This window comes from Streptomyces chattanoogensis, assembly GCF_001294335.1.
Lineage (GTDB): Bacteria > Actinomycetota > Actinomycetes > Streptomycetales > Streptomycetaceae > Streptomyces > Streptomyces chattanoogensis.
In genome coordinates this window covers 1-24896 of record NZ_LGKG01000164.1, presented here as the reverse complement: position 1 = coordinate 24896, position 24896 = coordinate 1, and the positions used below count along the sequence as shown (strand labels likewise).

The following is a 24896-nucleotide window of genomic DNA, read 5'->3' as shown; positions in this document are numbered from 1 at the left end:
TCCATGCAGGTCATACGCCGCCTTCGGCATGACGGGAACGACCGTGCCGGCTTCCTCGACAGACGCTTCAGCCGCTTCAGCCGCCGCAGTGCCCTGGCGACGGCCACCGCGGTCGTTCTCGCCGCCACCGCCGGCATCGGTTATGCCCAGACGCACCAGTTCGGCACCGACCAGGTCGGCCAGCAGACGGCTGACGGCCAGGTCGTCTCCAGCGACCAGTACATCGCCCCGTACGGCGAACGCCTCGTCATCGACAACGGCAAGATCATGTCGTCCTCGGTCAGCCCGGACGGCACCCACGTCGCGGCCTCGCTGACCGACGGCGGAGCGGCGCTGGCCATCGTCGACCGCAAGAACTGGAAGGTGCAGCAGCTCGTCAGCGCCTCCGCATCGTCGATCCCGCGCATCAGCAGCAACTCCGTGGGCCAGGAAGGCCCCACGTACTCACCCGACGGCAAGCAGCTGTGGCTGGGCCAGACCGACGGCTACACCAAGTTCACCGTGAGCCCGGACGGCAGCGTCACCGACCCGACGTTCATCAAGATCCCGGCGGACGGGGCCAAGCGCGCGCTGGTGGGTGAGCCGGTGTTCTCGTCCGACGGCTCCACCGTGTACGCCGCGGTCAACGGCCAGAACAAGGTGGTTGCCCTCGATGCGACGACCGGGGCCGTCAAGCACAGCTGGGACGTGGGCAACGCCCCGCGTGACATGGCCAAGGTCGGCGACAAGCTCTACGTCAGCAACGAGGGCGGCCGTCCGGCCAGGCCCGGCGACACCACGATCAACTCCTACAACACCCAGGTGCCTGCCGACCCGAAGACCGGTGCCACCACCACCGGCACGGTCAGCGTCATCGACCTGGCGAAGCCGGATGCCGCCGTCGGGAGCATCGACGTCGGTCTGCACCCGACCGCCCTGTACGCCAAGGGCGGGGCACTGTTCGTCACCAACACCGCCAGCAACGACGTGTCGGTCATCAGCACCGCCCGCGACAAGGTCGTGCAGACCATCGCCACCCGTCCGTGGCCGGAGGCGTCGGTGGGGTACGAGCCCAACGCGGTCACGCTCACCGACGACGGTCATCTGCTGGTGACGCTGGGCCGCGCCAACGCGGTCGCCGTGTACAAGTACAAGAGCCCGCAGGAGCCGGTCAGCTACGTCGGCCTGCTCCCCACGGACTACTTCCCCTCGGAGATCGCCACCGTCGGCAACCAGGTGCTGGTCTCCAACACCCGCGGTATCGACGCCCGTCGCCCCAACCCCAGCGGCGCGCACGGCACCCACGACACCACCTCCAGCCTGCAGCGGTTCACCCTGCCCGACGACAGCGTCATCAGGTCCAAGACGGCCAAGGTCTTCCAGCAGAACGGATGGATGGGCGGCTCGGTCAAGAAGACCGACGGGAACAGCGACGCGAAGCCGACAGCGGTCCCGCAGCGGCTCGGCGACCCCTCGACGATCAAACACGTCTTCCTGATCGTCAAGGAGAACCGGACCTACGACCAGGTCTTCGGCGACCTCCCGCAGGGCAACGGCGATGCGACGCTGACACAGTTCGGCGAGAACGTGACGCCGAACCAGCATGCGCTGGCCAAGCAGTTCGGGCTGTACGACAACACCTACGACATCGGGACCAACTCCGCCGAGGGCCACAACTGGCTGATGCAGAGCGACAATCCGGAGTACACCGAGTCCTCGGCCGGTGAGTACCAGCGCAGCTACGACACCGAGAACGACGCTCTCGGCCACCAGAAGTCCGGTTTTCTGTGGACCGGTGCGCAGGCGGCGGGCAAGTCCGTCAAGGACTTCGGTGAGTTCCAGTCGCTGGAGAGCAAACCGTCCGGAGCGTCCTGGCAGAACCTGTACTGCGACGCCAAGACCATGGACGCAACCGGGCAGCCCACGGCCTACCCCATCAAGACCGGGTCGGCGATCCCCTCGCTCAACGACGTGTCGGTGCCCGGCTTCCCGATGTTCGACCTCGACGTCCCGGACGTCTACAAGTACCAGGTCTGGAAGCAGGACTTCGAGAAGAACCCGCCGGCGAACCTGAACATGTTCTGGTTCTCCAACGACCACACCGGTGGTCCCGCGAGCCCGTCCGCCCAGGTCGCGGACAACGACCTCGCGGTCGGCAAGATGGTCGACAAGATCTCGCACAGCAAGTACTGGAAGGACTCGGCCATCTTCGTCGTCGAGGACGACTCCCAGGCCGGCCTCGACCACGTCGACGGGCACCGGGCCCCGATCCAGATCATCAGCCCCTGGGCACGGCACGGCAGGACCGACAGCCACTACTACACCCAGATCACGATGATCCGGACCATCGAGCAGATCCTCGGGATCCACCCGATGAACCAGAAGGACAGCGCGGCCAGCCCCATGAGCCGCGCCTTCACCCGCTACCCGGACACCACCCCGTTCACGGCGCAGCCCAACCGCGTCCCCCTCACCGACGGCCTGAAGACCCAGCCGCCCTGCGGCCCGGACATCCCGGCACCGCAGAACCCCGGGGCAGCGGCCGTCGCGCCCGCGAAGGTACCCGCGGACAAGCAGGACCTGGCGGCAACCTGGGACAGGTGGAAGTCCAAGCAGCGGCTGACCGGCCCCCACGCCGTCCCCGACTACGCCAACCCCGCCCAGATGAACCACCTCACCTGGTACGAGACACACAACTGGAACAAGCCGTACCCGGGCGAGAACAAGATCTTCGCGCCGCAGGATGTGCCGGGGGCGTACCTGCCGTCCTCGGAGACCGACGGCTGATGTCCGCTGAAGGCTGAGCGGCGACCGGCTCCACCGCGGCCCGGAGCACAGCCGGTCCGGGCCGTCGGGCCGCCTCGCTGTCCCATGTTGCTGCCCAGTCTCTGCCGTGCGGGGGAGGGTTGTCGCGGCGCGCACCTCGTTCGCCAAGAACCCGCGGGGCCCGGGGCACTGGACGGTGCGGCTCGAGGTGGCCTGGACGGATCCCAGCAACGGACGCACACACGAGGCGAGCAAGACCTTTCGGTTCTCCGAGCAGAACGGCGAGGGCGCCCGCGACTTCCAGCATCGCCACCGCGCCGAGTCGGCGATCGGCGTACTGCCCGGTCGGCGGCGTGGGTTCTTGCTCGACGTCCCGGAGCTGCCCGCCTGGTGGGATCGCCGGTAGCACCCGTTCCAGCCTGGCCGTGCCCGGGAACTGTCCGGCCGATCATGTGAGCGCCTCGCGCCCGGGTCGTTGTCCTGGGCATGGCGTGGGATGGACACGGTGATCTCTCGGATGCCGAGTGGGAGCGGCTGCAGCCGTTTCTGCCGGACAGCGTCGCGGCTGACAAGGCATACAGCAACGGCCCCTGCCGCCAGTACCTGCGGCGTCGGGGCATCCGCCACACCATTCCGGAGAAGGCAGACAGCCAGGCCGCCCAGCTGCGTAAAGGATCGCGGGGCGGACGGCCACCAGGTTTCGACGAGGACCGGTACAAGAAGCACAACACCCTCGAACGGGCCGTCAACAAGCGGAAAAGCTGCAGGGCCGTGGCCACCCGGTATGACAAGCGAGGGTATGTGCTCCTCGACTCGGTCACCGCTGCCGCTCTGGCGGTCTGGCCCCGTTCATGACCCCCCCCGTGCCGGAGTCCATGCAGGGCGGTGCTTGATCAGAAGATGGCCCAGGCCTCCCTCGGCAGATGGTGAGAGACGTCGCCCATGGCAGCGGCAGGCAGGAAGACAGGTCGCGTGATCAACCGATCGCCGGTCCGCTGCACACACCACACCAACCCGAGAGTCAGCGATCCGGCCTCCGCTCCGGGCAGATAGAACAGCTCCGCAGAGGGTTCCCGGCTCTCAGCACGGTCGAACAACCACTGCTCCAGCTCGGAGGGAACCCGGCCGACCAGTGCCGCCCCGTCGGCGAGAACCTGCGGCCCCGCAGCGCATCAATCGAAACGCCGCACAAGCTCTCACCGGCCGCGAAGTAGAGCTTCAGCCCCCTCTCGAAGCAGGCGTGGCACACGATGTCCTCATGCGGGCCGTGCTGGCGAACACCCGCACGGAGGCAGCCGAGCGCAGCAGATGCCTCGCCCGAACTCATTCCGAACGGCAGCGGCCCCCCGCTCACGAAGGGAGCGAAGGTCCACTGCTGCCGTTCGCTATCCGCGCCGTGGCGCGCCGCGGACACCCCCGGGTGGAGGAAGGGTCGGCCCGGAGGGGCGCTGGTGGATGATCAGCCGAAGTCGGGAGCCGGGGCCGTGGCGTTGAGCGCCGTCACGATCGTCTCCTCCTCGTACCTGAAGTGGGACTCCAGCTGGTTCGCCAGCCGCTCCAGGTTGGCGCGTAGCTCTACGGGGTCGGTTTCACCGGGTACGAACCTGTCGACGAGCTGCTGGATGTCGTCCTGCAGCCGCGCGACCACCGTGTGCTCCTCACCGAGCTGCGCCAGCGCCGGAGCGAGTGCGGGGAACTGCTTGGCCAGCATCGGGAACATGGCCATGTCCTCGCCGCCGTGATGCTTCTTCAGCGCCCCGCAGAAGTTGAGGCAGTGGGTGCGCATCTGCTGGGCGAGGTCCGGCGGCGTGCGCTCGATCGTGTCCGCGCCGCCCTCGATCACCTGGTCTGCCTGGGCGCGGAGCGTCTCGAGCTCCTTGCGCAGCCAGTCGTGCACCTCGACGATCCAGTCGCCCATGCCCTTGACGCGCTCCTCGCCGGCCTTGGGGCCGATCCGGTGCAGTACGACGACCGGGATCTCCCGGGTCGTCTTGGCCTGGTGGTCGGCGTAACCGGGCGCCTCGGCGATCACGCGGTCGAAGAGCTTGTCGCGCTCCTGGCCCGGCGGGATGGCGGCGATCGCCTGATAGGTGTCGGTGCCCGTCTCGACCGTCACGATCGGGTTCTTGCGGATGTTGTGGTACCACGCCGGGTGCTTGTCGGCGCCATTCGCGGACGCGACGACGATGCCTTTTCCGTCGAATTCGAGATACCCCAGGATGCTCTCCCGGCGCAGACCGCTCTTGGCTCCGACGGTCGTCAGCACGGCCAGCGTCCAGCCCTCGAACATGCCGCTCATCTTCCCGTTGTTCGCCCGAAACTCGGCGATGACTTGACGCTGGAACTCATTGACGTCGAAGCCCGCCCAGGTCTTGGCCTGCTCTTCCCAGGTCTCGGCCTGTTCCTTGCTCATGCACTGCCTTTCCGCGTCGATTGATCGCGAAGGAGGGCCACGTCATGCCATGCAACCGGAAATCGACAGAGAAATACCCCGCATGCCTACGCAGTGAAGATGGGCGCAGCAATCCCAGGAAAGGGATTGACAAACTGCGAGAGACGGACCGTGCCGATCTCTGTAATGGCTGAGTAGCCGCTACCTCCATGCGTAGGCCCATACGGGGCTCACTAAGACCGTAACACCGTCCCTGTTGATCAAGCAACGTCACCGTGGCGGTTGCCACCGGGAGCCTGACGTACCGGAGTTGGGCGTGATCTCGTCGCGCTTCTCCGCCGAGGATCCGGTGGGCAACCGGCTCGAATTCCTGGAGCCAGTGCAGTGGGCCCCGCCACAGCCAGGGTGCCTGCGTAACGGGCGTTGCCAAACCCCTGGCCCCCGCGGAACGGGCTCGTTGAAGTCCAGTGCACTACCCCGCCGAAGTGGGTACGTGCCTGGCCGCCCCTCTGCCGATTGCCCACCAGCCGACCTGCCCGTGCGGCGGAGGCGGATCGTCGGTGCGGACGAGGCGGGCGGGGAGCGGGGCGGGAAAGGCTGATCGCCATAACCGTACGCACCGGCCACCGCGCCCTCGCCGCTCCACCTCCCGCCTCCTGTCCCCGCTCCCTCCTCGCGCCGAGGCGTTGGCGTTGCGCTGCGGATGACTGCGATTGCCGCCTGTCTCCCGTACCTCTCACTCAAGGTCGCCTGGGAAGCACAGAGCCGCGACGGACGGCATTCGGGAGCCGAGCACAGCAGATGGCCCGTCAAAACGGCAGAATACTCTTGAACTTCACACCTCCGAAGTCCAGTTTTCCTACTCCAAAGGAGCGCACATGCATGCCGTGCCTCATACCGACAGGCGTCGGCTTCCTCTACGCATCGTTGATGTCCCTCATTCGCGAATGCCGCACGATCTCGTGGACAAAGCCGGCCGCGGGCCGATCCGGCCGATCCGGGGGCCGATTCCGAAGACGCGCTCGGCCAACTGGGGCAGTGGCGCGCACGCACGCTGATACGCCTCCCGGGTTTGACGAGGTGCCGCGGCTGTCCGGCGTGGTCATCATGGTCTTCCAGGCCCCGTCCGGCCGTGAGGAGTGTCGGGTGGGAAGGGGAAGGTGTTGACGATGGAGTTGTTCCCGCCGATCCCGCTCGCCGAGTGGTGTGGCACCAAGGAAACGCTCCATCGCTTCGCGCAGGTCGTCGGGAAGGTCCGCCTCGCCGCGAGCGCCCGGCGCAATCACTGGTGGAATGTCCCGTTCCATCTCACGGGGCGCGGCATCACCACTCGCCCGATGGGGCAGGTCGACGGGAATCCGATCTACACGATCGATTTTGACTTCGTCGGCCATCAGCTGGTTGTTTCGACTCTGGACGGCCGGGAGATCTCCTTCCCGCTGATCGGCCAGTCCGTGGCGTCCTTCCACGACGCGGTCATGGACGCGCTGGCCGCGCTGGGCGTCCGCGTGCGGCTCGACATCCCCAGGCCGTTCGACCTGCCCGACGCCGCCCGGCCGTTCGCCGAGGACACCGAGCACGCGACGTACGATCCCTGGCACGCCAACCGCTACTGGCGGGTCCTCAGCCAGGTGGCGTCGGTGCTGGAGGAGTTCGCGGCGGGCTTCTCGGGGAAGTCCAGCCCGGTGCACCACTTCTGGCACACCTTCGACATCGCCCACAGCCGGTTCTCCGAGCGGCGCGTCGACCAGCCGCCGCAGGTCGACCCGGTGACCCGGGAGGCGTACTCCCGGGAGGTGATCAGCTTCGGTTTCTGGTTCGGGGACGACACCTTCGCCGAGCCCGCGTTCTACTCCTACACCGCTCCGGAGCCCGCGCATCTGGCCGAGGAGCCGCTCGTGCCCACGGCGGCAAGCTGGGCCGCGCGGGCCGGCAGCCACCTGGCCGTCCTGCGGTACGACGATGCCCGGGCCCAGAGCGATCCCCGTGCCACCGTCCTCGCCTTCTACGACAGCGCGTACCGGGCCGGTGCCGGGCGTGCCGGATGGGACCTCGAAGGGCTTGCCTGCCCTGGCGGGGTGACAGACCCACAGCGGGCAGCCCGGCAGGGCTGACCTCGCCTCCGGCCGAAGGCCAGGGACTCAGTGCAGCTGCCGCTCCCAGTCCGCGGGGACCTTGTCCCGGGGGCCCGGTGTCGGCTGGTCGGAGGGATGGGCGACGGGCGGGCGCAGCTGTGGCCCGTCGTAGTACTCGCCGGTCTCGATGTTCCAGAACCAGCTCTCGCCCGGTTCGAAGCTGGTGAGGAACGGGTGTCCCGCCTCGCGGGCGTGCTTGGTGCCGTGTTGCGACGGTGAGGAGTCGCAGCATCCGATGTGTCCGCACTCGGCGCAGCGGCGCAGGTGAAACCACCAGCCTGGTCCGTCGCCCGCCAGGCAGTCCGTACAGCCGGCTCCGCTGGGAGCGGATGCCGGGTTGATGCCTGGGATCCGGTCAGGTGCCATATCAGGTGCCATACGGCATGCCTCCCTGGTGAGGCGTGGGCAGCTGACCTCGCGGTGGTCGCGCTGAGGCCGTCCGCCTGCTTCCCTGCATCGTAACCGGCGGGGCGTACGGGTGCCTGCTGCCGGCCCGGCAGCACGTCCGGGCGCCCGGACGACGCCCTGGTCAGGGGTCGGTGCGGGCCAGGATGCCGTCGAGCAGGCCGGTGGCCTGTCCCACCTCGATGAGGTAGCCGTCGGGATCGCGCATATAGCAGCGCAGCTCGGCACGACGGTCGATGGGCGGGGGGCGGCGGTAACGGTTCACCCACTTGGACGCGCAGGCACGTGAGATCCCCATCTCCGCTGCCACGGGGCGATCGGCCGACTCGTGCAGCGTTCGATCAGGCGACGGCGACCTTCGGGTGACAGGGGCGCGTTGCGGTGGGTCACTGGTCTCCACCCCCGCCAGCTACGGATACCTTCGCGCCGGGAGACAGCGGGGCCACCCCGAGGTGCTCTCCACGCAAGTCGGCCCGCTCAGCCATGTCGACCACCGCGCGCCAGACCAGCCGGGCAACCCCCGCGTTCTGCAGACCCGGGCGAGCGAGGTCAGTTGACGTCCGCAGGCAGGGGCGGAAGGCGCAGGTGTGCGAGGTCATCGGGGGGTGGGCTGGTGTGGGGCCACATGGGGGTGATGTCGGTGCCGGCTGTCGCGGGGGCGTCGGTCAGGCGCATGCGCTCACGCAGCCTGCCGTAGAAGTCGGTTGGCCCGAGCCGCACGACGCGCAGGCGCTGCGGAGCCGCGTAGACACCGATCCAGTCCCCAGGATCCAGTACGCCGCGCAACTGCCCGTCGACACTCACCGCCGCGCGACCGGAATGTCCCAGGACGCGCAGGGCCACGGCTTCGTCGGGTGCGGCCACCACCGAACGGTTGAATGTCATGTGCGGAGCGACAGGGGTGAAGATGATGGCGTCGGCCCGAGGGGAGATGACGGGGCCGCCGGCGGCGAAGCTGTAGGCGGTGGATCCGGTGGGGGTGGCGACCAGGACGGCGTCGGCGGAGTAGGAGGCGAGCAGCCGGCCCGCGAGGTACACGCCGAGGGAGACCTGCCGGTCGCGTGCCAGTTTCTCCAGGACGATGTCGTTGAGGGCTGTCACGTTCAGGGCCATCCCCCAGTCGAGGGCGACGGCACACTCGGGGCGCACCGGCGGAGACGGCAGTGCGGGACCCCGGCCGTAGTGCAGGAGGGCCTCCATACCCTCGGGGAGTTGCAGCGGACAGGACGCACGCATGGTCAGCATGAGGCGGGTCTCGATGTCTGCTTGGCCGCGTTGGATGGTGTCCAGTGCGCACTCGACATCGTCGGCCGGGACCTCGGTCAGGAAGCCTAGGGTGCCCAAGTCGACACCGAGGACAAGCGCGTCGTTCTGTGCGGCCAGGCGTGCCCCGCGGAGGAAGGTGCCGTCTCCTCCGAGCGTGACGATCAGGTCGGGGCCGCCGGCAGCGTCGACCTCCTCCCGCGCATCTCGCCGTTGTTCGTCCTGGCTCCACACATCGATGGCAACGCAGCCGACATCCTGGCGTTCGCACCACCGTCGGACCACGTCAGCGGCCGCCACGGCGCCGGGACGGCCCCCGTGGACGACGATGCCAACCCGTTGCACGCTCACGCAGCGTCCTCTCCATCCGGGTGCTCGGTTCGGTCGCTGGTGCGGGAGCACCTGTTCCGGACGTCGCGGCTTTCGCGTCGCGTCTGGCGACCAGGTGCCGGAGCACCATGACCGCATGGGGCCGGCCATGAACACATACTCCGTGAGCGGACCGTACCCCGCTCCGACGCGCCATACCGGGCATCAGTGAATCAAAGGTTGATAGCTCATATATGGGGATGTTTACGTTCTCGAGGCATCCTAGTGGGCGCCCCCGGTCTCCATTGGGGCGGCGGCTCACGCCAAGCGGCGTAATTTCCCCTTGGGAAACCTGCAATCGTGCTGCGGCCACCCCCTGCTGGTATCCCTTTCCACCGTGTGTCATCCGCGCCGCCCTCAACGTACGTTCCATGAACGTCGTCCTGCGTGGCCTGCTGGACGCCTGATCACCCGGCCCGCCACCGCCGACCACGGCCGCGTGCGTCCTGCCCACCTCACCGCACACGGCCGTACATACCTGGAAGCTGCTGATCGGCACGGTTCCGCAGACGACTTCTCGGACTACGCCGTCCGGGCGTGACCGACCTACGGCTTCGTCCTGGGCTTGATCGGCATTGATGGCGCCAAGGGCGTTTCTGCCACTCCGGGGAATGGGGCGAATCGCTGGCGGACCGTGCACCGGCTGGATGCGGCGTGCCTGCTCCGGCTGGTTGTGCAAGCAGCTCCGGTGGGCTCACGGCTGCACGCGGTCGGTGACGAAGGCATGCCCTCGGCTCATCACGGGGTTCCGTGGACTGGGCGTAGAACCGTGGAAGCGCACGGAGTTGGCTTTGTCCGGCACGCCGCTGACGCCGCGCAGTGGGTAAGGAGAGAGTCGTTGCTTCTGGATCGGATCTGGAGGCAGGGGCAGCTGACGTGATCACCATCAGGTGATCGACACCATCGGCTGGAGGCTCCGGAGTGGCCGACTGCGGGAAGCCTGCCCACCCGTAGGGCAACGGGCGGGGCGTGTACGACCGGCTGCGCCGCATCGCCGCCTCAAGCAGTGGCACTGCACTCCCCAATGCAGCGCCGGGGCCTGCCACGTGCGTACGCGCCCGCGCCGCGCTCGGCGCTCAAGCCTGAGGTCGTCCCATCTCGTTGTTCATCTTGGCCCGGCTCGTCGCGATGAGCTCCTGTGTCTGCCGCTCGATCTCTTCGGGGTCCAGGCCCAGGGCGCGCCCCAAGTTCGTCGACCAGACCTCCGAACGCACACTGGCCTCGAAGTTGAGATCGGCGCGAATCGCGTCGCGCGCGGCCTGGCGGTTCTGGCTGACCATGACGAACGTCGACAGGAAGATCGCCTCAAGGCTGACGATCATGGTGAGCAGCCCGAAGGGGAAGGGGTCGAAGACGGCGGCCTGGCCGAAGAGTCCTTCGTTGATCAGGATCCAGCCGGCGAACCACACCATGTGCACATACACAAAAGCCATGGATCCCGCGAAAGCGGTGATCGCGTCCGCGATGTGGTCCTGTACACCGCGCCCACGCGCGAAGAGCTCCTGCTCATGTGGGAGACGGATGACGGGGTGCGGCCAATGGCCGCCCGTCGGGCCGCCGTGATGGGACGTCATGCCGTCATCCTGCACGCGCCGCGGGCGGCGGCAAGGAAAGAGTGGTCCTCTCGGCGCGTTGCCACCCGGGCGAGTGGATTGAGGACCTGCTCCTTGGTTCTCGCCACCGCCCGCCGCCGTATCCATGAGCGAAAACCTGCTGGCAGCAACGGCACGTCCTGCGCCCACACTGCGCATGGGGCAAGGGCAGGCGGGAACGAACGACCAGGGTTGTCGGACTCTGGCCAACGCGTAGATGCGGCGTCCCCGTTCGCGACCCCCGTGCGGCGACGCGGAGATCACGCTCCGCTGGACAATGTCGCGTGGGCGATGCGATCCGGGGTGGCGTAGCGCCGTCGCGCGTTCTCGACGTGATCGAGATGGTGACGCGTCCAGTGGCAGAAGCCGTGGACAATGGTCGGCAATTCCTGCCTACGGGCGCGGTACCCCGCGGAAGGTGAAACCGGTTTCTCTCGCAGGGAAAGCCAAGTCCTCATTGAGGGACAGGGTGAGACTGTCTGGTTCCGCCCAGTACGAGTAGTTGAGTGACTTCTTCAGGGTCGCGAGGACGCTCGCCTCGTCTTTCGTGATCTTTTCGCTGCAGGTGCGCTGCGTCGTCAGAGCCGCGTCATTGAAGTAGAGGTGGGTACCGGCGAACGTGGCTTTGGCGGTGAAAGCGTTGCAGCCGAGTTTGCCGCTCACCTCACCGTTGTCGTGGAAGTCGAAGTACATCTGGTCACCGGCGGTGAATTCCGCGCCGTGGCTGTCGTACTGGGTGGTATCGACGAGCTGCCACCTGATCTGGAAGAAGTCCTCGCGCCTGGCCTGCGCGAACGTGATGTCGTAGCCCTGTTGGTTCTTGACGTGCAACTGGAGGGGGTAGCCGGGAGTGCGCTTCGTGGACAGCGAGAGCTCTCCGCTGAAGGCGGCTTTCATCTTTTTCTCGAAGTCCGCCAGTGGCGCTGTGTCGGCTACGTCGTCCGGATGGCACGGGCCCGGTCCGTCTTCCGGTCGGGTGGGTGGGAGGGAGGGGGAGGGGAGGGGCGCCACCTCCTTGCCCAGCGTGAGGCGCGTCGCCGTCACCTTCGCTTGGGTGCGGAACGGCGTGCACCCGTAACTGCCCGACGCCGTGCCGTCGCTCTGAACGGCGACCCACCCCCGGGCCTCGGACGGCAGATCCTCCCTGTGGCCATCGATCTCGACCTCCTGGACCGCCCAGACCCCTCCCGACAGCAGCCCACCAGCACCCGCCGGCCTCTGCTTCGCCGGTGACGGGGAAGCAGAGCCGCTCTCCGACGCGCCGCCGCCCTGCCTGCCGCGAGCGGAAGGCGCGCCACCGCACGCGGAAAGCGCGAGGAGCGCCGTCATCCCGACGGCGACGGATACGAGAGGGGATCTTCGAGACAAAGGCACGCGGAGGAAGACGCAAGATCTCCCTGCAGGGTTTCGGATCCATGCGACCGCAGCCCACGACGAACCGCCTCCCTCTGCCGGCATGCAGGCAGCCGAGGCGGCCTTCGTGCATCGTCTGACCTTCGCCATCTACGCCGTTTCGTTTGGAGCAGCGTGCGGACCAGAGGAAGATGCCCGCGATGTGGAGTCCGGCCCTGCAAGAAAGGATGAAGCGATGACATTGCATTCCGATGTGGCCGAATTGCTAGCGGGGGCCGGCATCCTCGACGTGGACGTCGACGATGCCGTCGCGGACGAGCACGTGCGATCGTCCGCGTACCGACGCGTCGTCTTGGTGACTGCTTCCTCGCGAAGCCGCGACCGAGACCGCGCGATCGTGGCCATGATCCTGCGCGACCCCAACGAGATGACGTCCAAGACGGCGGTGGTCACCCTCGTGGACAGGATCGCGATGAAGGTGACCGGTCCTGCCGAGTTCCGGCAGTGGTCGGCCGAACTACTGCCAGAGATCGACCAGCTCAAGACGGAGGGGTACCGCGAGTTCATCCGCCGCCGCATCCACGACTGGCTGTTCTACCTGTCCATCGAGGACGGTCACGTGCCGACACCGGCCGAGTTGGCGAAGGTCACGGACTGGATGCAGCGCGTCCTCGCCGAGGAGTCGACGCCGCCTGCGGTACTCGCCCTGCTCGCCGAGTCAGGCAGCAGAAGGAAAATTCGAAACATCGCGAAGAACCGAGCCGGAAGCCGCAAGCTGAGAACGCAATGAGTCGGTAGTGGCCATGGGCAGGCGCGCCGACTGCCTCACCCACAAGAACGGCGTCCTGTCCGAGGCAGCAGACGCCGTTTCTGCCCCTGCTGGTCGACGCGCTGCTCACGCGGCGTGCGGTGGATGTGCGCTATCGGCGTTGGCGCGCGCCGCAGGAGGTGAATCGCCGTCTTCGTCCCTACGGCTTGGTACTCAAATCCGGTATCCGGTATCCGGTATCCGGTATCCGGTATCCGGTATCTGGTATCTCGTGGCCGCCGCGGCGGAGAGTCGGACCGCGACCTACCGGGTCACCCAAGTCCTCGATGCGGTGCCCAGCGACGAGCGGTTCGACCGGCCGCAGGGTTTCGACCTGGGCGCGCACTGGACCTCGTACCTCAACGATTTCGAGGCACGCCGCTACACGGGCACAGCCACCATCCGCCTGTCCCCGCGCGGACGCCGGCGCCTGCCCGACAACGTCCCTCCGGAGGTGGTGCGGGCAGTCGACTCCACCGCGACTGCCGTCAAGGACGACGGATGGGTCGAGGCTGTCATCCCGATCGAGAGCATTGACCACGCCTGCGGGGAGCTGCTGCGGCTAGGTATCGACGTCGAGGTCGTCTCACCTGCCGAACTGCGCCAGGCCACGGCCGCCACTGGGGGCGTACTTGCCCGAGCCTACGGAGCCCACTGACGCCGGGAGGCGCCTTCGACGTTCGTGGTGACCGGGATCCGGTTGCGGGCGAAGTACGGCTCACCGCGATGCGAGCCCGTACAGGGCGGTGAGGGAGCAGACCTGGCCTGCGTCACACTGCCGCCATTTCCGGTGTTCCAGACAGACCAGTGCTGCTTGGCCTCTCGGCAGACAGTCTGCGTCACGGCGCGAGCAGGACTCGCTTTCGCAGGAGGGCGAAGCCCGCGCGGCCGAACATCTGGCGTCTGAGCATCTTGATGCGGTTGACGTGTCCTTCGACGACGCCCGAGTTCCAGGGCAGGGCAGGGCGTGCCCTGCCCTGGAACTTCCCACGGTCGGGATCAGGCTGCTACTGGGGCGTCGACGCCGTAACCGGCCTCGACGATGGCGGCGCGCAGCCGCTCGTCATCGAGGTCCGTACCGTGCACCGTGACGGTGTCAGCGGCGAGGTCGACCACGACCTCGTTGACCCCTGGCACCGCGGAGACCTCTTCCGTGACGCTCGCCACGCAGTGCTCACAGCTCATACCGGTGACGTTGTATTGCTTCTGGGCCATACGAGAACTCCTGGGTGTCATGGGGGCTTTCAGAGGTGGACCGATCCGCGGGTGCGGGGTTCAGGCAAGTGCCCACACGTCAGGAGTCGGTTGAGCGGAGTGCGGAGTTCCACGGCGGGGCGGCGATCTCGAGGCTGAGAACGGGGGAGGGGGCCGGCCGCAGGGCGGGGCATCGCGCCGCCGTCGCCATCGGAACGCGCCACGTCGATTCGCTCACTGTCTCGGGCTCTGTCTCGGGCTCTGCCTCGGACTCTGCTTGTGGAGAACGACCTGCTCGGCTGATCAGCGTGAAGAACCAGCTCACCGGTCACTTTTTCTGGGTACGGCGGGGAACTCATCCCGGATCCCTCTCGACTTATGGGACGGGTTGCCGTCCGGCAGCACGCTCGTGGTGATGAGGGGGGAAGGGTGGCACACGACGGTCCCGGTACGGATCGGCCCGGTCACATACCCGTAGGTGAGGACTGCTGGCCGCTGGTCGCCGTGGCGGGCGTGCTGGCGTTCGTGGCGATGCTCGATATGAACATCGTCAACGTCGCCTTGGCGGACATCGCCGACGGTCTGCATGTGTCCACCGCCACTGCCCAATGGGCTGTTCTCGGTTACCAACTACCGGTCGTGGCCTTGCTGTTGCCCGTCGGCAGATGGCTTGACGGGGTGGGGCTGCGTTCCGCAGTGCTGGCTGCAACCTGCGGCTTCGGCCTGTGCAGCGCCCTGGCCGCTGCGGCACCCTGGGCGGCCTGGCTGATCGCCGCCCGCCTTGTGCAGGGCGCGTTCGGGGCGGTGCTGTTCGTGCTGATGCCGGTCCTCGCGATCCGTTCCGTACGACCGGAGCTGCGCGGACGGGCGATGAGCGTGCCCGCCACCTTGGGCCCGCTGGGCGCGGTGACCGGACCGGCTGTGGGCGGGCTGCTGCTGGACCACCTGGGCTGGCGCTCCGTCTTCCTGGTGAAGATCCCCTTCTGTGTGCTCGCCCTGGTCGTTGCCTGGCGGGCCATGCCGCGGGATGGCGGGTTGCGTCGGCCCGACCGGCGGTCGGCGGCGGACACGTTGCTGGTGGCGTCGGGTGTGGCGGTCCTGCTCCTGGCGCTGACCCTGGCAGCGGACCGCCCGTCGTGGCTGGTGCTGGCGATCGCGGCGGTCCCGCCGCTCTGGTGGTGGCTGCGTGGTCCGGGCGGTCGACCGGTGGGTGTTGTCCTGCGAGCCACCGGTCTGTCCCGGGCCCACAGCGCGGTACTGGCCCTCGCGGCCGGATTTGCTGCCATGCACTACGTGGTCGCTCTGCACCTCCAGCGAGACAACGGTGTCAGCGCCACCACGACCGGGCTGACCGTCCTCGCCTTCCCCCTGGGCATGGGACTGGCCGGACCGCTCGGCGGGCGCCTCGCCGACAGGTATGGCGCCCGGCCGGTCGCGGTCACCGGTGCTGCCTTCACGGCTGCCGGCCTGCTCCTGCTGGTCCCGCTGGGCGACGGCTGGTCACCGCTGGACGTGGCCTGGCGGCTGGCGCTGGCGGGCGTCGGCCTGGGCTTGACCGGCGGCCCGACCCAGGCCCTGGTCATGGGCGCCGCCCCGCCGGGCCGGACCGCGACCGTCGGTTCCACGGTGCAGCTCGCCCGCAGTCTCGGCTTCACCCTCGGCCCCGCCCTGGCCACCGCCGCCTGCGGGCTGACCGGACCCGGCGCGGGCGTACGGGCCGGGCTCGCGCTGGCCGCCACCGCCGCCTGTCTCGCCGTACCCCTCCTTGCCCTGCCCAGCAGGCGGCCCACCTCTGTGCCCGAGAAGACCGCCGACGCGGCGCCCGCCGCCCACAACTGACCCAGGAGCCACCCCCATGTGCGGAATCACCGGCTGGGCGTCCTTCCACCACGACGCCCGCACTCAGGCACCGGTCATCGAGGCCATGACCGCCACCCTCACCCCGCGCGGCCCGGACGCCGGCGGTGTCTGGCTCGGCGAGCGCGCCGCGATCGGCCACCGCCGCTTGGCCGTCATCGACCTGACCGGCGGCGTACAGCCGATGACCGACCGGCCCGACCGGCCGACCATCGTCCTGAGCTACAGCGGCGAGGTGTACAACCATCACGAGCTGCGGGCCGAACTCCGCGGTCGGGGACACGTTTTCCGTACGCGCAGCGACACCGAGGTGGTATTGCGCGCGTACGCCGAGTGGGGCGAGGACCTCGCCGACCACCTGGAGGGCATGTTCGCCTTCGCCGTCTGGGACGAGCGCGCGCAGCGACTGCTCCTGGTCCGCGACCGGCTCGGCGTCAAGCCCCTCTTCTGGGCAGCCGTCGACGGTGGCCTGGCCTTCGCCTCCGAGCCCAAGGCCCTGTTCGCCCACCCCGAGATCCGGCCCCGGGTGGACGCCGACGGGCTGCGGGAGGCGTACAGCCTGCTCTTCAACACCGGTCCGACCGTGTGGTCGGGCGTACGGGAGGTGGAGCCCGGCGGCCTGCTCGTCCTGGACCGGGACGGCATCCGCGAACGCCGCTACTGGCAGCTGGCGGCGGGTCTTTTCGAAGACAACCAGGACACGGCCGTCGAACGGATCCGCGACCTGGTCGGCACGGCCGCCCGCAGCCAGTTGGAGGCCGACGTCCCGCTGTGCAGCCTGCTGTCCGGCGGCATCGACTCCACCGTGCTGACCGCGTTGCTCGCCGACGAACTCCGTCTGCGCGAGGGGCCGGCCGCCCGCATTCGCTCCTACGCCGTCGACTACAGCGACCAGGCGGAGCAGTTCACCGGCGACGTGCTGCGCACCGGCCACGACACCCCCTACGCCACCGAGGCCGGCGCCTTCATCGGCACCGACCACAGCACGGTCGTCCTCGATCCACGTGCCCTGCTCGACCCCGAGCACCGCAAGGCGGTCGTCGTGGCCAGGGACTCGCCGATTGGCGTCGGCGACATGGACACCTCGCTGTATCTGCTGTTCGGCGAGATCCGCAAACACTCCACCGTGGCCCTCTCCGGCGAGGCGGCGGACGAGGTCTTCGGCGGCTACCCCTGGTTCCACAGCTCCAAGGCGCTGACCGCAGCCACCTTCCCGTGGCTGCTCGTCACCGGTGACGAGGCCGCGATGCCGCTCAACCCGGAGCTCGACCTGCGCATGGGGGAGTTCCGCCAGGACACCTACCGCAGCGCGCTGGCCGCCGTACCTCATCGGGACGACGAAACCCCCGCCGAACACCGGCAACGCGAGATGCAGCACCTGTCCCTGACCCGCTGGCTGCGCCAACTCCTGCACCGCAAGGACCGGTTGAGCATGGCCCAGGGCCTGGAGGTCCGCGTCCCCTACTGCGACCACCGCCTCGTCGAGTACGCCTTCGCCACACCCTGGGCACTGAAGAGCTTCGACGGCCGGGAGAAGAGCCTGCTGCGCGCCGCCAGTACCGGCCTCGCGCCGGAGTCGGTCCTGTGGCGCCCCAAAAACCACTACCCGGCCACCCACCACCCCGAATACAACCGCGGCCTGCAGGACCTGGCCCGCGACGCCCTGTCCTCCGAGCAAGTCCGTGCCCTGGCCGACGAGGCCCGCATCAAGCCCTGCCTCGACACCCCGCCCGACCGGCTGGAGTGGGGCCACCGCCTCCGCCTCGAACGTGTCGTCGACCTCGCCCTCTGGCTGGACCACCACCGGCCCGAACTCGCCTTCTGAGGAGCCTTCCCATGCCCCTCCGGGAACCCTGCTGGCCCGTGAAACCCGAGCGCCTGCCCGACCCGGTCCCGCTGACCGGCTGCCCTTACAAGAGCAACCCCTACCCGCTCTACGAGCGGATGCGCGGGCCGGCCCGGTCCACCGCGTGCTTTTCCCCAGCGGTGTACAAGCCTGGCTCGTCACCGGCTACGACGCCGCGCACTGCGCGTTGAACGACGACGGCCTGGGCAAGAACCACGACCGCGCAACGACCGCTGGCGCGCCCGCGGCCTCGATCATGACCGAACCGCAGCACTCCCAGCTCCAGGTCCACCTCCTCCACCAGGACCCGCCCAAGCACACCCGTATGCGGCGCTTCGTCACCGACGCCTTCACCCCCGCCGCATCGAGAGCCTGCGCCCCCGTTTCCAGGAACCGGCCGACACCCTCATCGCCTGCCGAAGCACGTGTTCGCCGCCCGCGGCTACGACTACGACAAGTGCCGCCGTCTTCTCCGAGCTCGAGGCATCACGCCGAAGATCGCCCGCAAGGGCACCGCCCACGGTTCCGGCGTGGGGGCCGCTGGGTCGTCGAGCGGATCTTCGCTCGGCGCCACCAGTTCAAACGACTGCGGACCCGCTACGAGATACGCGTCGACCTGCACCTCGGGCTGCTCCAATTCGCCTGCAGCATCATCTGCTTGAGACCGCTGCGAACCTCACTCTGAAGTGATCAGTAAGACCGTACGCCGATACCAGGGACCGGTCGGCTGCCGCCGTCGGACCGGGGCAGCGCGATCGAGGCGAGGAAGTCGTCGAGCATGGTGATCTGTACGTCCTGGGGGAATCGGCCGGGGTCGAAGAGGGCCTGGACGACGAGTCCATGGGTGAAGGCGACGGCAGTGGCGGCAAGTTGGTCCGGGTCGGCGGCTGCGGGGAGCTCGCCAAGTTCGCGCGCGGCTTCGAGGTGCGGGCGGATCGTCGAGCGCAGCCGGGTGTAGCGGTCGGCCTGTTCCGTGGTCAGTTCGTCGTCGGCGAGGGAGAGGTCCCAGGAGCTGACCCAGATGCGGTTGCGGGCGGTGTCGTCAGGGGTCAGCGGCAGGATGTCCAGGAGCATGGCGCGCACGGTGGCGAGACCCGCGGCGGGACGCGTGCGGCGGGGCCGCTCCGCGGTGCGCTTCTCCAGCAGGTCCAAGGCGTGCGTGAGCAGGGCCCGTTTGGTCGGGAAGTAGTGCATGAGCATCCCGGTCGAGACCCCCATCGCGGCGGCGACGGTACGCAGGGTCAGCCCGCCGAACCCCCTGTCGGCGAGTACGTTCCACACCGCCTCGGATACGTCCTTGCGGCGGGCTTCACGGTCTCCTGGTGCGGGCGGCATGCTGCTAGCTTACGTACCGAACGCTTGTTATGCATCCAGAGAGCGAGGCTCCCATGTTCACCCTTCCGCTCGGCGACCATGCCCAACTCCGTCCCCTGGAGCCCTGGCAGGTAGAGGAGTTCCTCGCCCATATCGACCGCGCCCGGGTCTCCGTGGACCCGTGGATACCCTGGGCGACGCTCAGCACCGACCTCGACTCGGCCACGGCTACCCTCCAGCGCTACGCCGACCGTCTGGCCCAGGACGCCGGCCGGATCTACGGGATCTGGCTGGACGGCACGCTGGTCGGCGGCGTCATGTTCACCCGCTTCGACGGCGCCTCCGGGGTGTGCGAGATCGGCTGCTGGCTGGAGCAGGCCGGGGAGGGACGGGGCCTGGTGGCCCGGGCCTGCCGGGTATTGATCGACTGGGCCTTCCAGGAACGCGGAATGAGCCGCGTCGAATGGTGGGTCGCGGCGGGCAACACCCGCAGCATCGACGTCGCGCGCCGACTGGGCATGACCCGTGACGGTGTGCTGCGACAGCGTTATCCGTACCGAGGTGCGCGGCACGACAGCGAAGTCTGGTCGGTCCTTTCCGAAGAATGGCCGTCTCCCGAGGAAGTGTCCGGGTCCCGCGTCCAGGCCGAGCTCGATCGGCTGATGCGGGTGTTCATGGGCGCCTTCAGCAACACCGGCGACAGCCGGCCTGACCTCGGGGTCATCCGCGACGTCTTCATTCCGCAAGGGAGGATCATCGCGAACGCCGGGGACGAGCCCGTGATCTACGACCTCGACGCATTCATCGAGCCCCGGCAGAAGATGCTCACAGACGGGACGCTGACGGAGTTCCACGAATGGGAGGTGGCTGAGCGGACCGAGATCTTCGGGTCGATCGCGCACCGGTTCAGCGAATACCGCAAGTCCGGCTTCCACCAAGGCGAGTGGTTCGAGGGCTCCGGCCACAAGACCACCCAGTTCCTCCGGACCCCGTCGGGGTGGAGGATGTCGTCACTGGCCTGGGACGACGTGCCCGCCACCGCCACCGAGTGACCGTGCGCATCATGTGTACGGCACGTCCCGCGTCGGTGACGGCGACGATGCGGGACGTGCCGTTGCGGGTACCCAGCCGTGGTCAAGGGCGCGCTGGAAGAGCAAGGAATCCTCAACCCGCCTGTTCTGTCATCTGCTTGAGGCACCTCCGTAGACCGGATCGTGATCACGTTACGAGCTCATGGGAAATGATTTGAGCGAGGCGGCGCCCCGTTGCTACTTTCGTGGTGGACCGTGAAGTCGTCGTATGGAGGTGAGCCCCGTGAACACAGTTACCCATGGGTGCTCCCTCAACCCGTCACGGTCCGGCGGCTGACGTTCGGTGTCGCCGGGAGCGCCTGAGATCGAGGCACTCCTGGAAGGAGACTCCGATGAACACGAAGCCTTTCACCTCTGGCCTGAGCGAGAACGCGGTGTTGATCACGCGCGTCGCGGACAGGCAATGGCATGCACTGGATGACGACCTGGTGGTCGGCCGCGGGCATGCTGAGCACCGGCCCGACGGACGCTTGTTCGTCAGCATCGACGCCTGGCGCGACGCCACCTTCGACCGGCTCGCCGAGGCGATGCTGGCACAACTGCCGGCGCCGCTGTACACGGTGGTCGACGAAGCCGACGTCGAACTGACGGCCGGCTGGCGGCGGGCCGGGTTCACGATCCGGCGCCGCGAGTGGGAGTACGCCGTGCCGACCGACCCTCAGGTCACAGGGCTCGAAGCGGTCCTGCCGCCTTCGGGCGTGACGCTCGTGCCCGCCGGTCAGGCGGACGAGAGTCTGCTGCGGGCGGTGGACCGCGCGATCCGTGACGAAGTCGAGGCGACCCTCGGATGGCAGTCGATGCCCGCGGAGGTCATTCCCCGCTCCGAAGGCGACACCATCGTTGACCCGTCGAAGTACGCGGTGGCCGCGGCGCCGGACCGCTACCTGGGTCTCATCCGGGTGGTGACGGTGAACCGGCCGCGCATCGGGCTGGTCGCGGTCCGGGCCGGCGAGCAGCGCCGCGGCATCGCGCGGTCGCTGCTCGCCCACGCGCTGGGGACGCTGCACCGCTCCGGGTTCACCGCGGCCTGGACCGAAGTCCACGAGTCCAACCAAGCAGCCTCGGCGCTGTTCGAGAGCATCGGCGCCCGGCCGATGAGTAGCAACCTGGAGCTGGTGCGATGACGAAGAACAAGAACGTCATCGAGGTCGAGGGCAAGGTCGTCGAGTGCCTGCGCAGCGCCATGTTCACCGTGGAGCTCGAGAACGGCCACCAGGTCCTCGCGCACATCAGCGGGAAGATCCGCAAGAACTACATCAAGATCTACCTGGAAGACCGGGTGCTGGTGGAGCTCCCGCCGTACGACCTGACGCGCGGCCGGATCGTGTTCCGGTACCGGAACTAGCGGCGGTCGGCACCTTCCGCGGTAGCTGATCCTGGGGCCCCGGTCACGGCTTTCCGTGACCGGGGCCCCGATGATGGCTCGCACGGCCGCGGCGGCCACCGCTCCAGCCGCCGCAGGCAGGTCTGGCCCGAGCCGAACCCCCATCGCCGATCGGTCCCGCCGTCCGCAGGCGTGTGTGCGGACGGGACCTGTGCCCGTTGCGCGGCATCTGGGATGCCGACCCGCTCAAGGGCGCGCCGTGACGGCGGCCGATAGTGGTCAGCTGGCGGACCTGTGCCCTGGTGAGTGCGTCGACGACGCAGCTGCGTACGGCCGCCACGTCTCCGGGAGCGGTGGCGACCACCTTGTCGTAGCCCGTCGTCGGTGAGGGCGGCCACGGTGTAGCGGCCGTCGGTGGGGTCGGGGTTACGGCGTACCCAGCCGCGCTTCTCCAGTCGCCCGACGACCTGGGACAGCCGGGGAAGAGAGCCCTGTGCGAACGCGGCGGGCGGGTTCCTGCGGGGTGTCCCTTTTCCCGACGACCGCACTGCGGACACTGGCTGTCCGCAGTGCGGGGCACTCTCGAGATGCCTGTATCCACCGCACTTGCGCAGCCAGCAGCATCGTCAGGTGGTCGGGAGCCGTGGGGCCAGGTCGCGCCAAGCGGCGCGTGGGAAGGCTCGGGGGTGCTCCGTGACGACGTGGACGGCGACGTGGTCGGCACCGGCCCGCAGATGGCTGGTGATGCGGGCGGTAATCCGCTCGGTGTCCCCCCAGGCGACGAGCCTGTCGACGAGGCGGTCGCTGCCGCCGTGCTGGAGATCGGCCTCGGTGAAGCCTGAGTCGAGCCAGGTTCGGGTGAGGTTGGGCAGTGCCAGATAGGGCGCGAGCACGGTGCGGGCCGCTGCCCGGGCCGTGATCGGGTCGGTGAGCGGGACCACGGTCTGCACCGGAGCCAGCAGCGGGCCCGTGCCCAGCAGCGCACGGGCCCGCGCGGTGTAGCGGGTGTCTACGAGATAGGGCTGGATGCCGGCGGTCCGGGCTGCGGCCAGCTGTGTCATCCGCGGGCGGTGTGCGCCGATGAGCCGTGCGGAGGGCGGCGGTCCGGTGCCGATGGCGTCCAGAGCGTCGAGATAGCGGCGCATGGCGGTCAGCGGCCGCCCGTAGTGTTCGGCGAACGGGGCGTGGCTCACCGCCAGGCCCGTGACCAGTCGGGCGCGGTCGGCGGCGGGCAGTGCCCCGTAGGCTGCGGCGAGCCGGTCCGGGGTGTGTGTCCAGATGGAGAGGCAGGCGGTTGCTACCACCGTCCGTCTGGTCGCCGCCAGTACTTCGGCTGCAGCAGCGAGATCCGGCTGCGGGTTGTCGCCGGGGGTGCCGCCCAACCACAGCGTGCCGTAGCCGAGTGCCTCCAGCTCCGCTGCGGCGTCCCTCGCCTCGGTGCGGTCCCCGTGGGTGAGTCCCACACTCCATACACCGATCCGTCCGAGCAGCATGGCGATCCTCTTCTACGCGTCATCCGCAGCCGAAGCGAGTTCGCGTTCGATGTCGTCCAGGTCATGTGGGGTGTTGATGGCCCGCCACGGGCCGTCCACCAGATATCCGATCAGCTGCCGTGCCCGTATCAGACGAGGGAGGGTGACCTCCTCGTGGTCGCCCTCGTCGGGCAGCAGTTCCACAACGCGCGGGGCGAAGACGTAGACGCCGCCGTTCACCCGGAACGGCGGTGGCGCGTGCGAGACGAGCGTGGTCACTCGGCCCCGCTCGTCACAGTCGACGCTGCCCCTGGGCAGCCAAGGGCGGGGCAGGGCAACCGTGGCCAGCGCGGCGTGACGCCGATGGTGAGCGAACATCCCGGCGAGCGAAAACCGCGTCCAGATGTCCCCGTACACCGCCAGCCACGGCTCGTCGAGCCGGTCCAGGGCGGCAGCCGCAAGCTTGAGCCCGCCACCCCGGCCCAGGGGTCGTTCCTCGACCACCACCTCCGCACGCAGCGGCAGCTGGTGGGAGGCGAGGTAGTCGCCGATCACCGGCGCCAGGTGCCCCGCGGAGACGACGACCTGTTCCACGCCCGACTCGGCGAACCAGTCGAGTTGATGGCGCAGGATCGGAGTGCCGCGCACTTCGACCATCGATTTCGGCCGGGTCCGCGTCAGTGGCCACAACCGGCTGCCGAAGCCGCCGGCCAGGATGACCGCCTGACGCACTGTCCCGAGTCCGGTATCCCCGCCGCCCGCACCATCCGAGAGTCGCGACACGATCACATAGCGTACGCCGCGCCTGTTCTTCCTGGAACACCAACTCCCCGTGCCCCGATCCGGTCTTGCCAGGCACCCGAAGCCGGATCACCCAATGCCTCGTCGTCCAGCACCACAACCCGGGAACACGCGGGTTCCGTCCGATCGTCGCCTCTGCGTCCGCCATACCTGTACGGGCGCCGGCGTCCTCGCGCCGGTTCCGGTCGGCCAGGTGCCGCAGGAGTCCGTCCCGGTCGATCGGCAGGTAGAACCCGCCGCCACCGGCCGCCGGCGGCCTCGACCAGCTTCTTCCATGCAACGCGGTCCGTCTGGAGCCACGGGTCGTGGCCCAAGACGACGACGTCCTGAATCACGGCTTGCCAGGTGCTCGGCGAGCTGATGGCGGATGGCGTCGACGACGGGGCGTTCGCACCGAAGTAGGCGCCTCGGGGTAGCCGACGCCGTATCGGCCGTGGGCGGTCCTCGACCGGGCCTCACGCGGCAGGCACGGCTTCGACATGACACCCGCCGCCTTGCGCTCCGTGCAAGACCTCGGCCACGCTCTGCTCAAACCACCAACCCCGCTGCTCAAGGCACCCGTTGAGATCGCAGCGGCACTCGAAGAAGCCGCGTGACATCAACCCCACGGAACTCTGCGTTGACCCCTTTTCCACCGCTCCGCGGACGCGACCTACGCAGGAACCCTCATACGCACCTTCACTACCGAGTCAGCGCCCCGAGCGTAAGTGTTTCGCGCTGGTTGGCCAGGCATCGTGGTCGGGTCGGGTCGGGTCGTGGCGGGGTCGAGCGGGGTTGTCCGTACGGATGGGCGGGGCCGCATGCCATCCAGCGAGGGGCAAGAAAAGGCAACCGGTGGTGCAGCACGGTCGGCCGCGACCACAACCGGGTGTCCGACGTTTCTCACTGCTTGCGGGTGAACCATGAGGCCACACCCTCGCGCCGACCGAAAATGG

Annotated in this window: 21 protein-coding genes and 3 pseudogenes; 12 read left to right on the top strand and 12 right to left on the bottom strand. The window is 68.6% G+C overall.

Annotation, left to right across the window (positions count from 1 at the left end; all coding sequences use genetic code 11):
* Positions 1-3 precede the first annotated feature (3 nt).
* The 3 genes from ADL29_RS30860 to ADL29_RS30850 all read left to right on the top strand — a co-directional run bounded on the left by ADL29_RS30860 (position 4) and on the right by ADL29_RS30850 (position 3600).
* Positions 4-2766, top strand: coding sequence for a bifunctional YncE family protein/alkaline phosphatase family protein (locus ADL29_RS30860; RefSeq protein WP_053926848.1), 2763 nt, complete (start codon positions 4-6; stop codon positions 2764-2766).
* A 106-nt stretch (positions 2767-2872) separates the two neighbouring features.
* Positions 2873-3151 carry a hypothetical protein gene (locus tag ADL29_RS30855; protein ID WP_157878618.1) on the top strand — a complete coding sequence of 93 codons (279 nt, stop codon included), beginning with the start codon at positions 2873-2875 and terminating at the stop codon, positions 3149-3151.
* Positions 3152-3231: 80 nt separating this feature from the next.
* Entirely contained in the window at positions 3232-3600 is a 369-nt protein-coding gene (locus tag ADL29_RS30850; protein ID WP_107095132.1) for a transposase, read from the top strand.
* Positions 3601-4204: 604 nt separating this feature from the next.
* On the opposite strand, the gene ADL29_RS30840 is transcribed toward ADL29_RS30850, so the two are convergent.
* The gene (locus ADL29_RS30840) at positions 4205-5158 is read right to left on the bottom strand and encodes a nitroreductase/quinone reductase family protein (RefSeq protein ID WP_078971420.1); all 954 of its coding nucleotides are present in this window, start codon (positions 5156-5158) and stop codon (positions 4205-4207) included.
* Positions 5159-6306: 1148 nt separating this feature from the next.
* Here ADL29_RS30840 and ADL29_RS30835 point away from each other — a divergent pair.
* A complete protein-coding gene (locus ADL29_RS30835) occupies positions 6307-7251 on the top strand; it encodes a DUF5996 family protein (protein WP_053926845.1) in 945 nt (314 codons plus the stop codon).
* 27 nt (positions 7252-7278) lie between these two features.
* Here the strand turns inward: ADL29_RS30835 and ADL29_RS30830 are convergent, their stop codons facing one another.
* The 6 genes and pseudogenes from ADL29_RS30830 to ADL29_RS30815 all read right to left on the bottom strand — a co-directional run bounded on the left by ADL29_RS30830 (position 7279) and on the right by ADL29_RS30815 (position 12230).
* Complete coding sequence (locus ADL29_RS30830) at positions 7279-7638, bottom strand: UBP-type zinc finger domain-containing protein (protein ID WP_053926844.1); 360 nt, start codon at positions 7636-7638, stop codon at positions 7279-7281.
* A gap of 163 nt (positions 7639-7801) precedes the next feature.
* A pseudogene (locus ADL29_RS44695) lies at positions 7802-7924 on the bottom strand (VOC family protein); the annotation flags it as partial.
* 3 nt (positions 7925-7927) lie between these two features.
* Positions 7928-8067, bottom strand: a pseudogene (locus ADL29_RS44690) (IS481 family transposase); the annotation flags it as partial.
* A gap of 159 nt (positions 8068-8226) precedes the next feature.
* Complete coding sequence (locus ADL29_RS30825) at positions 8227-9291, bottom strand: NAD(+)/NADH kinase (RefSeq protein WP_053926843.1); 1065 nt, start codon at positions 9289-9291, stop codon at positions 8227-8229.
* 1094 nt (positions 9292-10385) lie between these two features.
* Positions 10386-10883 (bottom strand): DUF1003 domain-containing protein, encoded by a 498-nt coding sequence (locus tag ADL29_RS30820; protein ID WP_053926842.1) that lies wholly within the window; start codon positions 10881-10883, stop codon positions 10386-10388.
* Between the two features lie 411 nt (positions 10884-11294).
* Positions 11295-12230 carry an META domain-containing protein gene (locus tag ADL29_RS30815; protein ID WP_053926841.1) on the bottom strand — a complete coding sequence of 312 codons (936 nt, stop codon included), beginning with the start codon at positions 12228-12230 and terminating at the stop codon, positions 11295-11297.
* Positions 12231-12357: 127 nt separating this feature from the next.
* Here ADL29_RS30815 and ADL29_RS30810 point away from each other — a divergent pair, with 127 nt between their 5' ends.
* Positions 12358-13044 (top strand): hypothetical protein, encoded by a 687-nt coding sequence (locus tag ADL29_RS30810; protein WP_245689706.1) that lies wholly within the window; start codon positions 12358-12360, stop codon positions 13042-13044.
* Positions 13045-13294: 250 nt separating this feature from the next.
* On the top strand, positions 13295-13720 hold the full coding sequence (locus ADL29_RS30805; protein ID WP_425424295.1) for a helix-turn-helix transcriptional regulator: 426 nt from the start codon (positions 13295-13297) through the stop codon (positions 13718-13720).
* Between the two features lie 341 nt (positions 13721-14061).
* Here ADL29_RS30805 and ADL29_RS30800 read toward each other — a convergent pair whose 3' ends face one another.
* Positions 14062-14277, bottom strand: coding sequence for a heavy-metal-associated domain-containing protein (locus ADL29_RS30800; RefSeq protein WP_053926839.1), 216 nt, complete (start codon positions 14275-14277; stop codon positions 14062-14064).
* Positions 14278-14685: 408 nt separating this feature from the next.
* Between ADL29_RS30800 and ADL29_RS30795 the strand changes: the two genes are divergently transcribed.
* The 3 genes and pseudogenes from ADL29_RS30795 to ADL29_RS45620 form a co-directional block, all read left to right on the top strand.
* Positions 14686-16095 carry an MFS transporter gene (locus ADL29_RS30795; protein WP_053926838.1) on the top strand — a complete coding sequence of 470 codons (1410 nt, stop codon included), beginning with the start codon at positions 14686-14688 and terminating at the stop codon, positions 16093-16095.
* A 16-nt stretch (positions 16096-16111) separates the two neighbouring features.
* Positions 16112-17938, top strand: coding sequence for an asparagine synthase (glutamine-hydrolyzing) (gene asnB, locus ADL29_RS30790; protein WP_053926837.1), 1827 nt, complete (start codon positions 16112-16114; stop codon positions 17936-17938).
* Between the two features lie 437 nt (positions 17939-18375).
* Positions 18376-18644: pseudogene (locus tag ADL29_RS45620) on the top strand (IS5/IS1182 family transposase); the annotation flags it as partial.
* Positions 18645-18649: 5 nt separating this feature from the next.
* On the opposite strand, the gene ADL29_RS30780 reads toward ADL29_RS45620, so the two are convergent.
* The gene (locus tag ADL29_RS30780) at positions 18650-19294 is read right to left on the bottom strand and encodes a TetR/AcrR family transcriptional regulator (protein WP_053926835.1); all 645 of its coding nucleotides are present in this window, start codon (positions 19292-19294) and stop codon (positions 18650-18652) included.
* A 53-nt stretch (positions 19295-19347) separates the two neighbouring features.
* Here ADL29_RS30780 and ADL29_RS30775 point away from each other — a divergent pair, with 53 nt between their 5' ends.
* The 3 genes from ADL29_RS30775 to infA all read left to right on the top strand — a co-directional run bounded on the left by ADL29_RS30775 (position 19348) and on the right by infA (position 21709).
* On the top strand, positions 19348-20325 hold the full coding sequence (locus tag ADL29_RS30775; protein WP_053926834.1) for a GNAT family N-acetyltransferase: 978 nt from the start codon (positions 19348-19350) through the stop codon (positions 20323-20325).
* A 371-nt stretch (positions 20326-20696) separates the two neighbouring features.
* Entirely contained in the window at positions 20697-21488 is a 792-nt protein-coding gene (locus ADL29_RS30770; protein WP_053926833.1) for a GNAT family N-acetyltransferase, read from the top strand.
* Entirely contained in the window at positions 21485-21709 is a 225-nt protein-coding gene (infA, locus tag ADL29_RS30765; RefSeq protein ID WP_046930064.1) for a translation initiation factor IF-1, read from the top strand. Before ADL29_RS30770 ends, infA begins: the two co-directional genes overlap by 4 nt.
* Here infA and ADL29_RS46380 read toward each other — a convergent pair.
* The 3 genes from ADL29_RS46380 to ADL29_RS30755 all read right to left on the bottom strand — a co-directional run bounded on the left by ADL29_RS46380 (position 21706) and on the right by ADL29_RS30755 (position 23943).
* On the bottom strand, positions 21706-22236 hold the full coding sequence (locus tag ADL29_RS46380) for a MarR family winged helix-turn-helix transcriptional regulator (RefSeq protein ID WP_342671185.1): 531 nt from the start codon (positions 22234-22236) through the stop codon (positions 21706-21708). The two genes, infA and ADL29_RS46380, sit on opposite strands and share 4 nt — an antisense overlap.
* Before the next feature lie 78 nt (positions 22237-22314).
* Positions 22315-23181, bottom strand: coding sequence for a TIGR03620 family F420-dependent LLM class oxidoreductase (locus tag ADL29_RS30760; RefSeq protein ID WP_053926832.1), 867 nt, complete (start codon positions 23179-23181; stop codon positions 22315-22317).
* A 12-nt stretch (positions 23182-23193) separates the two neighbouring features.
* Positions 23194-23943, bottom strand: coding sequence for a nucleotidyltransferase family protein (locus tag ADL29_RS30755; RefSeq protein ID WP_053926887.1), 750 nt, complete (start codon positions 23941-23943; stop codon positions 23194-23196).
* Between the last annotated feature and the right edge of the window lie 953 nt (positions 23944-24896).

Bases quoted from the DNA above. Each gene is read 5' to 3' on its own strand.
- ADL29_RS30860 (WP_053926848.1), top strand. From the start codon at position 4: ATGCAGGTCATACGCCGCCTTCGGCATGACGGGAACGACCGTGCCGGC.
- ADL29_RS30850 (WP_107095132.1), top strand. From the start codon at position 3,232: ATGGCGTGGGATGGACACGGTGATCTCTCGGATGCCGAGTGGGAGCGG.
- ADL29_RS30840 (WP_078971420.1), bottom strand. From the start codon at position 5,158: ATGAGCAAGGAACAGGCCGAGACCTGGGAAGAGCAGGCCAAGACCTGG.
- ADL29_RS30835 (WP_053926845.1), top strand. From the start codon at position 6,307: ATGGAGTTGTTCCCGCCGATCCCGCTCGCCGAGTGGTGTGGCACCAAG.
- ADL29_RS30830 (WP_053926844.1), bottom strand. From the start codon at position 7,638: ATGGCACCTGACCGGATCCCAGGCATCAACCCGGCATCCGCTCCCAGC.
- ADL29_RS30820 (WP_053926842.1), bottom strand. From the start codon at position 10,883: ATGACGTCCCATCACGGCGGCCCGACGGGCGGCCATTGGCCGCACCCC.
- ADL29_RS30815 (WP_053926841.1), bottom strand. From the start codon at position 12,230: ATGACGGCGCTCCTCGCGCTTTCCGCGTGCGGTGGCGCGCCTTCCGCT.
- ADL29_RS30810 (WP_245689706.1), top strand. From the start codon at position 12,358: ATGCAGGCAGCCGAGGCGGCCTTCGTGCATCGTCTGACCTTCGCCATC.
- ADL29_RS30800 (WP_053926839.1), bottom strand. From the start codon at position 14,277: ATGGCCCAGAAGCAATACAACGTCACCGGTATGAGCTGTGAGCACTGC.
- asnB (WP_053926837.1), top strand. From the start codon at position 16,112: ATGTGCGGAATCACCGGCTGGGCGTCCTTCCACCACGACGCCCGCACT.
- ADL29_RS30780 (WP_053926835.1), bottom strand. From the start codon at position 19,294: ATGCCGCCCGCACCAGGAGACCGTGAAGCCCGCCGCAAGGACGTATCC.
- ADL29_RS30775 (WP_053926834.1), top strand. From the start codon at position 19,348: ATGTTCACCCTTCCGCTCGGCGACCATGCCCAACTCCGTCCCCTGGAG.
- ADL29_RS30770 (WP_053926833.1), top strand. From the start codon at position 20,697: ATGAACACGAAGCCTTTCACCTCTGGCCTGAGCGAGAACGCGGTGTTG.
- infA (WP_046930064.1), top strand. From the start codon at position 21,485: ATGACGAAGAACAAGAACGTCATCGAGGTCGAGGGCAAGGTCGTCGAG.
- ADL29_RS30760 (WP_053926832.1), bottom strand. From the start codon at position 23,181: ATGCTGCTCGGACGGATCGGTGTATGGAGTGTGGGACTCACCCACGGG.